Below are 16,234 nucleotides of genomic sequence, written 5' to 3'. Positions count from 1 at the left end.
ATGGCGGCCCCGGAAGCCACCCACGCCGGACCGACACTGCGCGGCTACCGAACCGGCCCGCTGCTGCGGCGGGGGCCGGATCGTCTGATCTACCGTGGTTGGCGGGAGAGCTCGGGACGGGCCGTGGCCATCGAGACGCTCGCTGCCGACTACCCCGGCCAACGTGAAGCGGCCGAGATCCGCCGCGACGGCCGTATCGCCCGCGCGCTGGGCGACATCGACGGCATCCTGCGCGTGGATACGATCCTGCCGCACGGCAGCGGTAACGTCGCCCTGATCACCGAGCCGGTGGTCGACACGCTCGCCGACCGGCTCGAGGAAAGCGGGGCTGGCCTGCCACTGGCCGAGGTGCTCGACCTGGGCATCCGGCTGGCCGAACTGCTCGACGCGATCCACGCCCGCCATGTCGTGCACAAGGCGCTCAGCCCGGCCCGGCTGCGGATCGATCGCGAGGATGGCTCGCTGCGCCTGTCCGGTTTCCGCATCGCATCGGAACTCGACCGCGAACGCCAGACGGCCACCCAGGCAGGCATCGAGGCGCCCCTGCCCTACCTGTCCCCCGAGCAGACCGGGCGCATGAACCGCGAGCTCGACTACCGCAGCGACTACTACTCGCTGGGAATCACGCTGTTCGAACTGCTCACCGGCCGCCTGCCGTTCGAGGCCGAGGGTGTCCTCGAATGGGTGCATCAGCACATCAGCCGCCCGCCGCCGTCGCCCGCGATGATCGACCCCGCCATTCCCCCGCCGGTCGCGGCCATCGTCCTCAAACTGCTGGCGAAGGACCCCGAGGATCGCTACCAGAGCGGTCGCGGGCTGGCACGGGATCTCGCGCACTGCGCCGAGGCCGTCGCCGCCGGCCGGGCGCCGGAACCGTTCGTACCCGGCGAAGCCGACCGGGCGACGCACTTTCTGCTGCCCCAGGCCCTCTACGGACGCGAGCGCGAACGGGGTGAACTGACCGACCTGTTCGAATCGGCCGCCGCCGGTGCCGTGGAGGTCTGCCTGGTGCACGGACACTCCGGTGTCGGCAAGTCGGCACTGGTCAACGAGCTCGACCGCTCGCTCGTGCGCGAACGAGGCTTCTTCGCCCGTGGCAAGTTCGACCAGTTTCACCAGGGCAGCTACGGGGCACTGACCGACGCCCTGCGCGACCTGGTCCAGCAACTGCTGGCCGAACCGGCAGATCGCTTGGATCGGTGGCGCGAGCGCCTCGCCCGCGCCCTCGGTCCCAACGGACGGCTGGTCCTCGAACTGGTACCCGAACTCGAGCTGATCGTCGGCCCCCAGCCGCCCGTGGCCGACCTGCCGCCGGCCGAGGCACACAACCGCCGCCGGATCGTGCTCGCCGCCTTCCTGCGCGTGTTCGCGGGTGCCGGGCATCCGCTGGTGCTGTTCCTCGACGACCTGCAATGGAGCGACGGCCCCACCCGGGACCTGTTCCTGCAACTGGCCACCGGCCGGGACATGGATCACCTGCTGCTGATCGGCGCCTGGCGGTCCAACGAGGTGCCACCGGGGCATCCGCTCGCCGTCACCGTCGAGTCCCTGAAGGCCGCACGGCCGTTCCACGACCTGCCGGTCGAGCCGCTGGACCGGCCCGCCATCCGCGAGCTGGTGGCCGACACCCTCGATAGCGACACCGAACGGGTCCGGCCACTCGCCGACCTGCTCCACGACAAGGCACAGGGCAACCCGTTCTTCACCAACGAGCTGCTGCGGACCCTGCACGAGGAAGGCGTGATCCGCCGCGAGGACGACGGCTGGCACTGGAATCTCGACGCGGCCATATGGGCTGGACTGAGCAGCGACATCGTCGCCTTCATGGCCGAGAACCTGCGCAAGCTGCCGGGCGAGACGCAACGGGTACTGCAACTGGCCGCCTGCATCGGCAACCGCTTCGACCTCGACACCCTGGCGGTGATCTTCGGCCGCTCGGCCGAGGCCACCGCCGATGCACTACGCCCGGCCCTGCGCCAGCACAGCATCGTGCCCCTGAACGCCGACTACCGGCTCGTCGGCGGTACCGAAACCGCGACGGATGCGGCCGACTGGAACCCCAGCTATCGTTTCGTCCACGACCGGGTCCAGCAAGCCGCCTACACGCTTTCCCAGGCGCGGCGCATGCAGGCGGTGCACCTTTCCATCGGCCGCCTGATGCGTGACCACGCCGGAAGCGAGCCCGAGGGCGAGCGGCTGATGGAGATCGTCCGTCATCTCGATGCCGGCCATTCCCTGATCGACGACCCGGACGAACGCCTCGAACTGGCGCACCTGAACCTGCGCGCGGGAAGCCACGCCCGTTCCACCAGTGCCTACGAGATGGCGCGGGAACTGCTCGAGACCGGCTTCGAGCTCCTGCCGGAGCCGGCCTGGGAGACCGAACCGCAACTGGCGTTCGCCCTCGGCCGCGAGATCCAGCAGTGTGCCTATCTGACGGGGCGACAGGACGAAGCCGACCGCTGGGCCGAGGCATTGCAGCGACACGCCCGCGACGAGCTCGAAAAGGTCGAGCTGCTCGCCACGCGTACCCGCCAGTACGCCACGCTCGGGCGCATGGACGACTCGATCCGCACCGCCCTCGAGGGCCTGGTCCGGCTGGGCCTCGACGTCGACCCGGACCCGGACGACGCCGCGGTCGCCGCCGAGCGCCGGCGCATCGCCCGCAATCTCGGCGACCGGCGTATCGCCGAGCTGGTGGACGCCGCGCCGGTGGAGAATCGCGGCACGCTGCTCGCCATGCGCCTGCTGATGGAGGTCTTCCCGGCGGCATTTCTCTCCGGCAGCGGCAACCTCTTCCCCTATCTCGTGGAAAAGGCCGTCAACCTGTCGCTGGAACACGGCAACTCGCCGGAGTCCGCCTTCAGTTTTGCCGCCTACGGCATGCTGCTCTGCGGCGAGCTTGACGACCCGGCGACGGGACTGGAATACGGTCGCCTGGGGCTGGCGATCAACGAGCGCTTCGACGACCTGGCGCTGCGCGCGCGGGTGATCTACGTCTACGCGATGTTCGTCCATCACTGGAGCCACCACTGGTCGACGCTTACCCCCTGGTTCCGCCGCGGCGTGGAAGCCGGCTACCAGTCCGGCGATCTTCTCTACCTGGCCTACAGCGCGCAGGACTGCGTGATCTGGGATCCAACGCTGGAATTGCCCGAGGCGACCCGTCGGCACGAGGAGAACCTCGAGATCGTCCGCGAATGCAACTACCAGGATTCGCTCGACTCCGCCACGCTGTTCCGCCAGATGCAGTACGCCTTCCAGGGGCATACCGACGGCCCGCTCTCCCTGAGCGACGCGACATTCGACGAACGCGAATGCCTCGACGGGATGCGCGAGCGAGGCTTCATGACGGGCGTGGCCAACTATCGCATCTACAAGGCGGAAGTCGCCTTCCTCCACGACGACCCCGACGCCGCGCTGGAGCAACTGGCCGACCGACGCCAGCTGATCCGCTCGGCCATGTCGCTGCCGCAGCTCGTGCGCTTCCATGTCCTCGACTTCCTCGCCCGCGTGACCAGCGAGCCGGCACGGGCGAAGACCGGCGAGTGGCGCACGCTGATCGAGGAAGACCTCGGGCGGATATGCCGCTGGGCGGACAACTGCGAGGCCAACTTCCGTCATCTGCAATACCTGATGGAAGCCGAACGGTTCTTTCTCGACGGCCAGCCGGTCGAGGCCATGGAACGCATGGACGCCGCCATCGACATGGCCAGTCGTCATCAATTCCTGCGTGACGAGGCCATGGCCTGCGAACGGGCGGCACGGCAACTCGTCCATCACGGGCACGACCGGGCGGCCGAGGGCTACCTGCGCGCCGCTCACCGCCTGTTTTCCCGCTGGGGCGCCCGACGCAAGATCGACCTGCTGGAAGACCGCCACCCCTTCCTTCGCGAGATCGGTGGTCGAGACGGCACCGACATCGTCGACGGACAGGACCTGGACCTGGCCTCGATCATGAAGGCCTCACGTGCCATCGCCGGCGAAATGCAGACCGATCGCCTGCTGCGCACCACCCTGGGCATCCTGCTGGAGAACGCCGGCGGTCAATGGGCCGCCCTGGTCCGCCAGCAGTCCGATGGACTGACCGTGGAGGCCGCCGGCGGCGATGTGCCCGACGCACCAAGTCACCTGCCTGCCTCCGCCCGCATCCTCGATCGCGAACGACGCCCGCTCCCGCTGCCCGTCACCCTGCTCGGCCACGTGCTGGGCGCCGGCAAGACCGTGGTGCTCGACGACGCCGGCCGTCAGGGCGAATTCACCCGCGACCCCTGCATCCTTGCGCTCAAGCCCCGCTCGGTACTGTGCGTACCCGTGCGCCTGGAGCGCTTCTCCGGCGCACTGTACATGGAGAACAACCTCGCCTCCGCGGCCTTCACCGCCGCCCGGGCCGAGGTGGTCCGGCTGCTCGCTGCCCAGGCGGCCGTCTCGCTGGAGAACGCCCGGCTCTACGAGCAGGTGCAGGAATACTCGCGCACGCTCGAGGCCCGGGTCGCCGAGCGCACCGACCGCCTCGAACAGCTCAATCGCCAGTTGCAGGAGCTCGCCGAACGCGACGGACTGACCGGGCTGGCCAACCGTCGCCGGGGTGATATCTATCTGACAGAGACCTGGAATCGCCTGTGCCGGGAAGGCCGCCCGCTGTCGCTGATCATGTTCGACGTCGACCACTTCAAGGCCTACAACGACAATTACGGTCACCCCATGGGCGACCAGTGCCTGACCACGATCGCCGACGCCATCCGCGAGACGCTCAAACGCCCGGCGGACCTGGCGGTACGTTACGGCGGCGAGGAATTCATGATCATCCTGCCCGACACCGACGCCGGCGGGGCGGGTGTCATCGGCGAACGCCTGCGCGCGGCCGTCGAGGCCCTTGGCCTGCCCCACGCCCACTCGTCCACCGCCCCGGTGGTCACCATCAGCGTCGGCACCGCCTCGCGCCTGCCCGGACACGACACCACGCCGCAGTCCCTGCTCGACCAGGCCGACGACGCGCTCTACCGTGCCAAGAACGGCGGCCGGAACCGGGTCATGGCCACTTGACCCCGAGGAACGTTCTACCCGAAGGCAGGGGGGCGGTAGGGCATGGATCGCTGCGGGCCGGGGGCGGGACCAGCCCCTTGGCTTTCGGTGCATACTCTCGACGGTAAAAGGAGGCATCCGGGTCGGCGCCCGCCCCGTCGACTCACCGACTCCGCGCATGGTCCGACCATCGCCAGAAGCCAGCCCCGACCCGACCCGACCCGTGAAATCAGCGTGTTCGAACAAGTTCCTCTGTGGTTCCATTTGTTTGAAGGCGTAACAGCGCGTGGTAATGTCATTCCCTCCGCTGAACAGGCTGCTTGATCGATGGACCAGACAAACTTCCGACACAGCATTCGGGCACGTGCCACCGAGTTCGTTCTCCCGCCCATCGACGACGGGCTCGTGCTGGGCCGGACCTCGCCGATCGGCCATGTCGCGGTGGGCAAGGCACTCAGTCTCCTGACGATGACACCGTTCGAACACCTCGAGGTGGATGACGAGGTAATCGCCGATATCCTCGTGCGTTCCGCCATACTCAGGAAGATTTCGCCGGATCACCTGCGCGAGTTCGTGCTCCGCAACATTCGTCCGATCATGGGATCCGACGAGATCGTGCAGCTGAATCTGGAGGTCGAGGTCTATCTCGAAGGAAAGGGGTGATGGACGACCACGAAATCACGCTGCGAGATTGCCTCTGCAAACGGACGGTTTCCGTAGGGGCTTTTCAACGCTTTAAGGAGCTTGCCGAGAGTCGCCGTTTCCAGATCTTCGTGGTCATGGACGGAGACCGGTTTCTCGGTCTGGTCAGTGACCGCGAGGCGGCGCTCTTCCCCAATCGGATCTTCGCTGACCTGCTGACGCGCCGACCGCCGGCCCCCTTGCATGAAGGCGATCCGATCCTGTCCGCCCTCGAACGGCTGGAGGCCGAAGAGCGGGAGTTCCTGCAGCTGGTGGACGAGAACGACGAGTACGTCGGCGTCGTTTCCCGCTTCGCCATTATCTCCGCGCTGGTCGTCCAAGAGCGACGGCTTCGATCCCACCTGGAGACCCTGCTCGTCCAATACCGCCACGAGCTGGATCATCACCGCATCGCCGCCTCGGTATTCGAGTCGACCAGCGAGGGGATCATGGTCACGGATGCCGAGCAACGCATCATCACCGTCAATCGTGCTTTCACGGAAACCACCGGCTGGAAAACGGAGGAAGTGGTAGGAAAGACACCCGGCATACTGCACTCCGGCCGCCACGACCAGGAGTTCTACAGCACGATGTGGGAACGACTCGATCAGACGGGCAACTGGGAAGGAGAAGTCTGGAATCGGCGCAAGAACGGCGAGGTCTACCCGGAGTTCCTGCACATCAACGCTGTCCGCGACGAGGCCGGAAACGTCAGACACTATGTCGGCGTGTTCTCGGACACCACGCATTTCCGCGAGATGCGCGACCGCCTGCAACACCTCGTCTACTACGACGCGCTGACCGGGCTGCCCAACCGCAAGCTCTTCTTCGATCACCTGGAACATGCCATCGCCGATGCCCGGGCCAGGGGCAGCGGCGTCGGACTGGTCTTTATCGATCTGGACGGCTTCAAGGAGGTCAACGACACCCTCGGCCACGTGATCGGCGACCGACTGCTGCAACAAGTGGCACGCACCCTCAGCGCGTCGGTGGACGAGGGCGGCAGTGTCGCAAGGCTCGGCGGCGACGAGTTCAGCGTGTTTTTCCAGACCGACGATGACGAGGATGCGATGGTGGCCCAGGCCGAACGGCTGGCCGACGTGCTCAACCGGCATTTCGAGATCGACGACCATCGCCTGTTCGTCTCCGCCAGCCTCGGCATCAGCCGCTACCCTGCCGATGGAGAGGAGGCCCAGTCACTGCTCATGGCCGCGGACAATGCCATGTTCAAGGCCAAGGGCGACGGCAAGGGAAACTATCGCTTCTACTCCGCCTCCAGTCACACCCAGTTCATGCAGCGCGTCAGGATGACGGGCGAGTTGCGCCAGGCCCTCGAACGCGAGGAAATGGAAATCGCCTGGCAGCCCCAGGTGAATCTGGCCAGCGGTCGAATCGTCGGTGCCGAGGCACTGGCCCGCTGGCGCGACACGCAGGGGCAACCCGTACCGCCCGATGTCTTCATCCCGCTCGCCGAGCAGTCGGGGCTGATCCGCGAGCTCGGCGCCCAGGTACTCCGGCTGGCCACGCGCGAGATCGCGCCCATCCTGGCGGAGTTCCCGCAACTGGCCGGTGGCTTCCGGTTTGCGGTGAACCTGTCCCCGGCCCAGATCACCGCCCGTACGCACTGGCAGGACTGGTCCGACCGGACACTCGACACGATCCTCGAGGCCCTCGAGTCCGCCGGCCTGTCGACCTGCCAGATCGAGATCGAACTCACCGAAAGCGCGCTCGCCGATCGCAGTGGGATCGAAAAGGCCATTGGGCGAATCGGCGAGGCCGGGATTTCGCTCGCCATCGACGACTTCGGCACCGGCTGCTCCAACCTGGCGACCATCAAGAAATTGCCGGTCACGAAGCTCAAGATCGATCGCAGCCTGGTGACCGACATCGTGGATGACCCCGCCGACCGGGAGATAGCCGCGGCCTTGGTCGGCATGGCCAGGGGGCTGAAACTGGACGTCCTTGCCGAAGGCGTCGAGAACCGCGAACAGGCCGACCTGCTGCTCGGGCTCGGCTGCGATATCGCGCAGGGCTACCTGTACAGCCCTCCGCTTTCGAAAACCAATTTCCGCACCTATGTCCGGGACAACCTGGCACACGCCGGGCATTGACGCACACTCGTTCCACGCGCCCCAAGAGAAGGCGGCCCCGGATGCCGGGGAATGCGGCCAGGCGCACAGATGGACAACACGTCAACCGCGAGTGCCACGCCACCGCGAGACTGGCCAGCGAAGCGATACAAGCCGGTACTCCATCCTCGTTGACCTCAGCCCGCACTCGCAGGACAAACCGAATCCCGCTCAGACATAACGCATCGCCAGTTCGCGCAGGCTCTTTGCCCGACTCTTGCGAACATGTTCGAGGATCGCGGCGTATCCGGCGGCAACCTGTTTGTCACGGGGCAGCGCCTGTTCGACGGCCAGCACGCGTTCGTAAACCGCCGCCCAAGCGGCCACGGCTTCCCGCTTGGGCATGATGCGCACCGAACTGTAGGCATCGATCTCGCCTCGCGGGTTGCGATGGGGGGCGACCCGGGCGAAGACCCAGTAGCTGTCGCCGTTCTTGCATCGATTCAGGACGAACCCGAAGAACTCCTCGCCACTCTGAATGGTCTGCCACATGGCGTAGAAGACACCACGCGGCATGCCGGGGTGACGAACGATGCTATGCGGCGCACCAACCAGCTCATCCCGACTGTAACCACTGATTCGGGCGAAAGTGGGATTCGCGAACGTGATCACGCCCCGCGCATCGGTGCGTGACTGAATGGTGTCGTGGGGCTCGAGAACGAGTTCGTGGCCGGTGACCGTTCTGTCGATCATGCAGTTCCCTTTGCGGTGGGCACGGTTGTCCAACCCATTACGGGTCCAACTGTATCAAGGAGAAACGCCAGCGCAATCATCCACGCCGGCGCCGGCGATCTGCCGAGGCGGAAGGAAGATCGTTTCCCGGTCCCGCGCGCGAGCCGACAACAGCACTACTCCGGCTGGTCGGGCTCGAATGCCGGCTTGTGGAAGGCGATGGCGGCCTCCACTTCCTCGATGCCGCAGACCTTCGGCTCGGTCAGCTCGCCGCCGGCGAGCGCGTGAAGCGTCGCGTGGACGCCGCGGGCCAGGGACTCGGTGTTGTAGCCGCCCTCCAGGATCATGGCCAGCCGGCCGTCGCAGTGCTTGTCGGCGATGTCCTGGACGATCCGCGTCATCGCCGCGAAGCCGTCGTAGGTGACATTGAGCGCCAGGTCGAACCAGTGGGCGTCGAAGCCGGCGGACACCAGGACGAGGTCCGGCTTGAAGTAGTCGGCGGCCGGCACGAGGATCTCGCGCATGGCCTTGAGGTAGGCCACGTCCCCCGCCCCGCCGGGCATCGGCACGTTGACGGTGGCGCCCTCGCCCCGCCCGGCACCGATGTCGGTCAACGCGCCGCTGCCCGGGTAGAACGGGGCGGCGCGGTGGATATCGAAGAACAGTGTATCCGGGTCTGACCAGAAGATGTCCTGGGTGCCGTTGCCGTGGTGGGCGTCCCAGTCGAGGATCAGTACCCGCTTGCAGCCCAGCGCCGCGTGCGCATGGGCCGCGGCGACCGCGACATTGTTGAACAGGCAGAACCCCCGCGCCCGCACCGGCTCGGCGTGATGGCCGGGCGGCCGGACCACCGCGAAGGCGCTGCCGGTGCGCCCCTCGACCACCGCCTCCACCGCGGCGATCGCCGTCCCCGCCGCCACTTCGGCCGCCTCGACGCTGCCGGGCGCGACCGCCGTGGTGTCCACGTCAAGCCAGGTGCTCTGGTCGCGCAGGGAAAAGAGGTGATCGAGGAACGACGTGGTGTGCACCCGCCCCAGCTCCTCGCGCGTCGCCGCCCGGCCCGGCTCGATCCGCACGCCGGATATCGGTTCCCGCGCCAGCAGATCCATGATCGCGCTGATCCGCCCGGGGTGCTCGGGATACTTCCACTGCACCGTCAACCCGGACAGGATCGCGCGAATCCGCTTGTCCAGGCGCCCGGGCAGGAAATCCACGTTGGCATCCGGGTAATGCGCCAGCACCCGCTCGTCGTAGAAGACCGTGACGTCCCGCTGCTGATCCAAGATCGACCCCCATCGAGCCCGTGTCGCGACAAGCCCCGATTGGCCTGCGCGTGCTCCACGACCAGCATAGCCCCATGGAGGTCCTTCGTATTCTTTGTCGGAGTCCCTCGGACCGACTCGCAACGGAATCCTCGGGCTCGGATACTCGTCGTGTCTAGGACGCAAGGGGTTGTGGGTCGGGTCTGCGGCACGTCAAGCGAATGACGAAAGGGCATACCAAGGCGGCAACCATCCGCCGCCGTCCGGCATTCAGGAGGTGGCGACATCGGCCGGCGCAAGGGCCTGCGACCGGTTCCGTCCGTATCGTTTGGCCAGGTAGAGCGCCTCGTCGGCACGTTTGACCAGGGTTTCCAGACGATCGCCTGAACCGAGGACAGTCACGCCGAAACTGGCGGTGACATGCTGCCCGTGGGGGAACGAATGGACCTCGATCGCCGAGCGTAATCGCTCCGCGCTCTCCTGTGCCGCCTCGAGGTCCGTTTCCGGCAGCAGCACCATGAACTCTTCGCCGCCCCAGCGTCCGTGGTGGTCGACCTGCCGAATACGCTCACCGACCAGTCGGGCCGTGGTCGTCAACACCTCGTCGCCCACATCGTGACCGAAGGTATCGTTGACCCGCTTGAAATGGTCGAGGTCATACATGATCAACGCCAGCGGACGGCCGAAACGCCGGGCACGCTCGATCTCAGCGGCCAATTGTCGGCTGAACTGACCCCGGTTGGCGATGCCGGTCAGTGCATCGGTGGTGGCCAGTCGCTCGATCTCCTCGCGGTCGCGCTTGCGCTCCGTGATGTCCCGGCAATTGCAGAAGATCAGCTTCTCGCCCTTGTATTCGGCGGCGTTGGTGGTGATCTCGACATCGATATCCCCGCCATCCTTCCGCCTGTGCCGGGTCTCGAAGAAATCACCGCCGGTCCTCACGGACCGGAGCATCTCGGCGAGTTCGCCCGGCTCGAAATTGCTGTCCCAGTCCCGGACAGACAGCCGTTCGACCTCGGGGACCGTGTAGCCAAGGGAACCTCTGCACGAATGCCATACCGCTCTGCGTGCCTTGAGCCGGGCAGATGCAAGGCGTTCGTCCGCCGCGGAAGGGTGATTCCCTTTCCAAGGACGACAACGCGCCAGATGCCCGGCTCAAGGTGCGCCCTGCGGGGCTTGGCGAGTCGCCCGTGCTCTGTGTTGCGATGTCTTGACGTGGCCACCGGCACGCCGGCGACATCGCGCCTTGATCACGAACGACTCGCAAAGCCAGAGTGGCATGGCATTCGTGCAGAGGTTCCCATGCATTTCGGCGAAGCGCTGGTTGGCGCAGTAGACGCTGCCATCTTCACGCAGGATGACGATCCCGTCCCGGTTTCGCTCGAAGAAGATATGCCACAAGGCCGCTTCGTCATCATGGCCGATCACGGACTCCGGCGGCGGACCACGCCCGTCACAGGCCGCCCCGCACGGGTCGTCCCCTGCGCCATCATCCGTCGATTTACGTGAATTCATCGATGCCCTCCTCCTGCAACACTTCCTGGCGAGAGCCTTTGGGAAGGGTTCCGGTGCGACTCCAACCGTCGGAACGTCTCTCGACTTCCTCTTGGCGCACGGAGCGTGTGCAACGTTGGACCAGGGCGGTCTGAGGGCTCAATTCAGCTCTGGGCTCCTGGAAGCCCCCGGTTCCCGCCTATTCCAGGGCCACCTGGTTTCGACCCTCTCTCTTGGCACGGTACAGGGCTTTATCGGCACGGTCCTGCAGGGTTTCGAGGTCATCTTCGGCACGCGCCACGGTGACTCCCAGGCTGGCGGTCACGCCACGCCCAACACCAAAATCGCATTCCTCTATCGCCGTGCGGATGCGCTCGGCCACTTCCAGTGTTCCACTCCGATTCGTCTCGGGCAGCAGCAACATGAACTCCTCGCCGCCCCAGCGACCCACCACATCGGCATCGCGCGAGTTTGCCAAGAGCAACCGGGATGTGCTCCGCAGCACCTCGTCGCCTCCGAGATGGCCCAGCGAATCGTTCAACTCCTTGAATCGATCAAGGTCCACCATGATCACCCCCAGGGGCTGCTCGTAACGCTGTGCGGTGGCGAGCAACTGGATTCCGAGACGCTCGAATTCACGCCGGTTCTTCAACCCCGTCAGATAATCGACGTGCGCCTCATTCTGCTCTGTCACATCCTGGATAACCTGGTAGAAGCCGACGATGTCCCCGTCGATTCCAAAATGAGGCTGGTAACTCCCCCGCATCATCCGCTCCTCGCCCTGCCCCGAAATCAGCATCACCTCGAAGCCAACGGCCGTTCCGCCCAATACGGATTCGATGTACGGCTGGAGTCGGTGGTAATTCGGGGGAGGCAGAACGTCCGAAAGATGCTTTCCACGTAGCGAATCGGGCGCAAGCCCGTGAAACGACTCGTACGCAGCATTCACCTCCTGAAAATGCAGATCCTTGTCCACGTAGGCCACCAGGGCCGGCAAACTGTCGAGCAAGGTGGCACGTCGGCGTTCCTCGCTGGCGTATTCGGTCGCCCGGCGCAGATTGGCCGCCAGCACACCGGAGGCGAGCTCGAGTAGTTGAACATCCTCGTCGGCAAAGCGATCGGTCTCGTTGGCATATACCTTGAGAACGCCAAATATCCGATTCTCGTGCAGAAGCGGAACGATGATCCCGGACTTGAAACCCACCTTCTCGGCCGCTTCCCGATTGATATACCTATCCTCGGTCACATCCCGGATGTGAAGCGACTCGCGGTTGCGGTAAACACGACCCGACGCCGAGAGGTCAATGGGAATCCGGGTGCCGACGTGGTCCCGAGCCGACCCGGATGCGGCCCGGTACACCATCTCGGCGTCTTCCACTTCTTCCACCACCGCCGCGTCAGCCCCGGAAGCCTCCATGGCGACATCGGCAATCCGCTGGCGCACGTAGTCAAGGTTCAGACTCCCCGTGGCGGCCTCGCGCTGGATTCGGGTCAGGCCATCAAGCTGCCGTTGTCGAACCGTATCCACGATTCGCTCGCTGGAATCCCATTCCATGGCGAGATAGCAACTCGCGTCCTTGCCGCTGACCTCGAAGTCGATTGCGGACACGGAAACGGCCATGCGAAACGAAGAGCCATCCCGACGCTGGTTGATCACCTCCGCCTTGGCGAACCCGACCCGGCTCAAGGCGTCCCGCATTTCGCGAATCACCTCGCCTGACTTTTCCCCACCCGAGACTTCAGCCGCCAGGCGCCCGACCACCTCGGATGCGGAATAGCCTGTCAGGCGTTCCCAGGCAGGGTTGGCGTAAATAATGGTAGGACCGGGGTAGTCCAGGAGAGAGTCCGTTAGCAGAACCGCTTCCTGAAGCTGATCCATCACCCGCTGGAGTGATTGGAGACTATCTTCACAAGTCGGCACCGTTTCCCTGAAACCGCTCACTGAACTTGACCTGCCTGTAGATTCGAGTTTGCGGGAGTCTACCGACCATCAGACGAGTGGACCAGCGCGTAAACAACCTCATGGCTTTACACAGCCAGGAGCCCGAGAAGGACAGGTTTCCCGGCAAGAAGCCACAAAGCAAAAACCCGTGGCTGCCCAGCATGCCACGGGTTCTTCTATTTCTTGTCCTCAGGGCCCGGTGCGGCGAGCCAATCGGCTGGCGCACCTACTTCGCGAAGCGGTCGTGGGTAAAGACATAGTCCTTGCCGGGTGCGTCCGCATGGCAGGCGATACAGCCCTTGTCCGCCCCCTTGGCGACGCGACCTGCCAGCGGCATATCCTTGGGATTCTTTTCCAACTCGCCGTTCGGCTGAAACTTGGCCCAATACCAGTCGTCGTGGTCGGGATCGTAACCCTCCTCGCGCTGGAACATGACGGTGACCGAATCGAGGTTCTTCTCACGCTCGTTGAGCACCCCCGCCTTGAGGGCATCCAGATCCCCTTCGCCGGCGTAGTTCTTCTTCACCATCACCACGCCCGCGTGGTCATCGATAGTGATCATCGTCTCCAGGTATTCCAGCGCCTGGCCGTGTGGATGGTTGCCCTTGTAGGGATAGCTGCGAATCGAATCCGGGCCGACGAGCTTGTGGCTCTCCAGCCGCTCCCAAAGCACCTTGGCGTACTCGACATTCATCGGCCCGCCGAAGGGCGGCTTGGTCTCGAGGCGGCTGTCGTCAGTGACCGTTGCCTCGCCGGCCACAACGCCTCCCCCGGCCATGCTGGCCATCACCACTCCGAGCGCCAAAGCTGGCACCCGGGCGGACCTCGCTACACGGTTTGTCTGTCTCATGGCCTTCCTCCTGACCACCAATTGCGGTGGTTGTCGATTTTCCCGATCGCGCTGCCGCTGACTGGCATCGCGCGCCGCCATGGCCTCATGGCGGCGTTTTGGGCCAATTTGCAACAGACTGAAAACCGGCCCGCGAAACAAGCTTAGACGAGAAAACAACGACTTGATGGGGGACAGGTGGGCACATGGTGGATGACACGCCTACGGCCGATGTGATCACGCTCCGTTGACTATTGGGTGCGAATCATTATCATTCGCCACTTTGATGTCTCTTCAGGAGCCTTGTCCCATGCCTCGAGCCGACACGTTCATGAGCACGCTCTACCGGGAGAACCAATACTGGTTGCGGGGCTGGCTGTATTCCCGCGTCGGCTGCTCCGAGGTGGCCGCCGACCTCGTGCAGGACACGTTTCTCCGGCTTCTGAAGACCGACAATCAGCCGCCTGCGGACGAGTCGCGCCGCTACCTGACCCGGGTCGCCAAGGGTCTGCTGATCGATCACTACCGGCGCCAGCGGGTCGAAGAGGCCTACCTCGAAACGCTCAGCCTGATGCCGCAGGCGCATGCGCCCGACCCGGAGACACGCCAGACCGTCATCGAAACCCTCCTGGAAATCGATGCGCTCCTCGACGGCCTGCCGAGCAAAGTGCGTACGGCGCTGCTCCTCCGTCAACTCGAGGGGCTCAGCTACGCGGCGATCGCCGAGGAACTCTCGGTCTCCATTTCCTCGGTCGAAAAATACGTCGCGCGCGGGCTGGCGACTTGCTGCCTTGCCCTGGAGCGGGGCTAGTCATGGGCAGCCGCTTCCGACACGGGGTCAATCCGCACGAATGCAGTCTCGACGACATCGAAACGGCCGCCGGCTGGATGGCGCGCCTGCTCGCCGACGACGCCACCGATCAGGACCGATCCGAGTGCCGGCGATGGCGTGAAGCGGACCCGCGCCATGAGAGGGCCTGGCAAAAAATGACCGAGGTTTCCGGCAAGTTCGCCTCGGTCCCGGCGAACACCGACGGTGCCCGGGTCCTCATGAGGGCTCGCCAGACGTCGGCCTCCCGTCGTCGGTTCCTGAACCTGTCGCTGCTGATGGCGGTCGGCGCAACCGCCGGCTGGCTAGGCGCCACTCACACCGGTGTCGGCCACGGAATGTTGGCTGAATATCGCACGGGCGTGGGCGAGAGCGAGACCGTCACGCTCGAGGACGGCACCCGGCTGACACTGAACACCGACACCGCCGTGGACGTGAGTTTCTCTCCGACCGAACGGCGCATTCGGCTCCACCACGGGGAGATACGGCTCGATACAGGTCAGGAAACGCCTCGGCGTCGGTTCATCGTACAGACCCGCTTCGGGGAACTCGTGGCGCTGGGGACGACGTTCGTGGTGCGTGAGCACACCAGCCATGTCCGTCTGGCGGTGACTGCAGGCGCCGTGGAAATCCACCCGCCACTGGGAGCGCCTCGACGGGTGGACGCCGGTCAGCAGGCCCAGTTCGATGCCGACCGGGCCGAATCGCCCGTCCGCCTCGACCCGGCGAGCGTCAGCTGGGAGACCGGCAAACTGGTGGCCGAGGGGATGACCGTGGCGGAGTTCACCGAGGAGATCGGCCGCTACCGACCCGGGTTCACCCTGCACGACGCGGCCATCGGTGATCTCACCATCAGCGGCGTCTTTTCCCTCCAGGATACCGACCGTGCCCTGCGAGCCCTTGCAGACAGCCTGCCGGTAAGGCTCGAGTACCGCACCGCCTATTGGGTGAAGGTGAAATCATCCGGCTGATACAGGCTGCGGGAAATTTTTTGAAAAAAGTTTACGGGTTTCCCGATCTCGTTCGGAAGAGTGGATAGAAGTCACCAACTCAAACCTGCGAGGCTATCCATGCATTCCGTCTATTCGACTGTTTTCCGATCCGGGAAGCGCCACACCGCCCTCTCGCCGCTGGCCCTGAGCATTGCCATCGCCCTCGGTGTCGGCACACCCATGACCGTCGTGGCACAAAGCGGACAGAGCGGCAGTACCGGCCAGGCGAGCGAACAGCGGCAATACGACATCGATGCCGGCCCGCTGGGCAAGGTGCTCAACCGCTTCGCGCTCGATGCCGGCATAGAGCTTTCCTTCGCCCCCGAACTCACCGCAGGCAAGGACAGCTCGGGCCTGCAGGGCCAACATTCCGTCGACG

At 65.3% G+C, this 16,234-nt stretch carries 12 protein-coding genes; 6 read left to right on the top strand and 6 right to left on the bottom strand.

Going from position 1 to position 16,234, the window contains the following annotated elements; genetic code table 11:
* The 3 genes from ACLFRM_RS02035 to ACLFRM_RS02025 all read left to right on the top strand — a co-directional run bounded on the left by ACLFRM_RS02035 (position 1) and on the right by ACLFRM_RS02025 (position 7,817).
* Positions 1-5,046: a diguanylate cyclase domain-containing protein gene (locus tag ACLFRM_RS02035; RefSeq protein WP_410753991.1), complete on the top strand. Its 5,046-nt coding sequence runs from the start codon at positions 1-3 to the stop codon at positions 5,044-5,046.
* Positions 5,047-5,352: 306 nt separating this feature from the next.
* Positions 5,353-5,688, top strand: a complete 336-nt coding sequence (locus ACLFRM_RS02030) for a hypothetical protein (protein WP_410753989.1) — start codon at positions 5,353-5,355, stop codon at positions 5,686-5,688.
* Positions 5,688-7,817: a putative bifunctional diguanylate cyclase/phosphodiesterase gene (locus ACLFRM_RS02025; protein ID WP_410753988.1), complete on the top strand. Its 2,130-nt coding sequence runs from the start codon at positions 5,688-5,690 to the stop codon at positions 7,815-7,817. Before ACLFRM_RS02030 ends, ACLFRM_RS02025 begins: the two co-directional genes overlap by 1 nt.
* A gap of 189 nt (positions 7,818-8,006) precedes the next feature.
* On the opposite strand, the gene ACLFRM_RS02020 is transcribed toward ACLFRM_RS02025, so the two are convergent.
* From ACLFRM_RS02020 to ACLFRM_RS01995, 6 genes are all read right to left on the bottom strand, one after another.
* Positions 8,007-8,561, bottom strand: a complete 555-nt coding sequence (locus ACLFRM_RS02020; protein WP_410753986.1) for a PAS domain-containing protein — start codon at positions 8,559-8,561, stop codon at positions 8,007-8,009.
* Between the two features lie 122 nt (positions 8,562-8,683).
* Entirely contained in the window at positions 8,684-9,790 is a 1,107-nt protein-coding gene (locus ACLFRM_RS02015; RefSeq protein ID WP_410753984.1) for a histone deacetylase, read from the bottom strand.
* Between the two features lie 249 nt (positions 9,791-10,039).
* On the bottom strand, positions 10,040-10,915 hold the full coding sequence (locus ACLFRM_RS02010; protein WP_410754043.1) for a diguanylate cyclase: 876 nt from the start codon (positions 10,913-10,915) through the stop codon (positions 10,040-10,042).
* A 9-nt stretch (positions 10,916-10,924) separates the two neighbouring features.
* Entirely contained in the window at positions 10,925-11,284 is a 360-nt protein-coding gene (locus ACLFRM_RS02005) for a hypothetical protein (RefSeq protein WP_410753982.1), read from the bottom strand.
* 178 nt (positions 11,285-11,462) lie between these two features.
* Positions 11,463-13,142 carry a diguanylate cyclase gene (locus ACLFRM_RS02000; protein WP_410753980.1) on the bottom strand — a complete coding sequence of 560 codons (1,680 nt, stop codon included), beginning with the start codon at positions 13,140-13,142 and terminating at the stop codon, positions 11,463-11,465.
* Between the two features lie 289 nt (positions 13,143-13,431).
* Positions 13,432-14,055 carry a cytochrome P460 family protein gene (locus ACLFRM_RS01995; protein ID WP_410753978.1) on the bottom strand — a complete coding sequence of 208 codons (624 nt, stop codon included), beginning with the start codon at positions 14,053-14,055 and terminating at the stop codon, positions 13,432-13,434.
* Positions 14,056-14,365: 310 nt separating this feature from the next.
* On the opposite strand from ACLFRM_RS01995, the gene ACLFRM_RS01990 reads away from it, so the two are divergent.
* From ACLFRM_RS01990 to ACLFRM_RS01980, 3 genes are all read left to right on the top strand, one after another.
* The gene (locus ACLFRM_RS01990; RefSeq protein WP_410753977.1) at positions 14,366-14,845 is read left to right on the top strand and encodes a sigma-70 family RNA polymerase sigma factor; all 480 of its coding nucleotides are present in this window, start codon (positions 14,366-14,368) and stop codon (positions 14,843-14,845) included.
* Positions 14,846-14,847: 2 nt separating this feature from the next.
* Entirely contained in the window at positions 14,848-15,834 is a 987-nt protein-coding gene (locus tag ACLFRM_RS01985; RefSeq protein WP_410753976.1) for a FecR domain-containing protein, read from the top strand.
* A gap of 99 nt (positions 15,835-15,933) precedes the next feature.
* Positions 15,934-16,234, top strand: a 301-nt coding sequence (locus ACLFRM_RS01980; RefSeq protein ID WP_410753975.1) for a hypothetical protein, incomplete at its 3' end; no start/stop codon positions are given.

Origin of the sequence: Guyparkeria sp. (assembly GCF_046540515.1) — a bacterium.
In the GTDB taxonomy this organism is placed as follows: Bacteria; Pseudomonadota; Gammaproteobacteria; order Halothiobacillales; family Halothiobacillaceae; genus Guyparkeria.
This window is presented reverse-complemented; position numbering and strand designations above follow the sequence as displayed.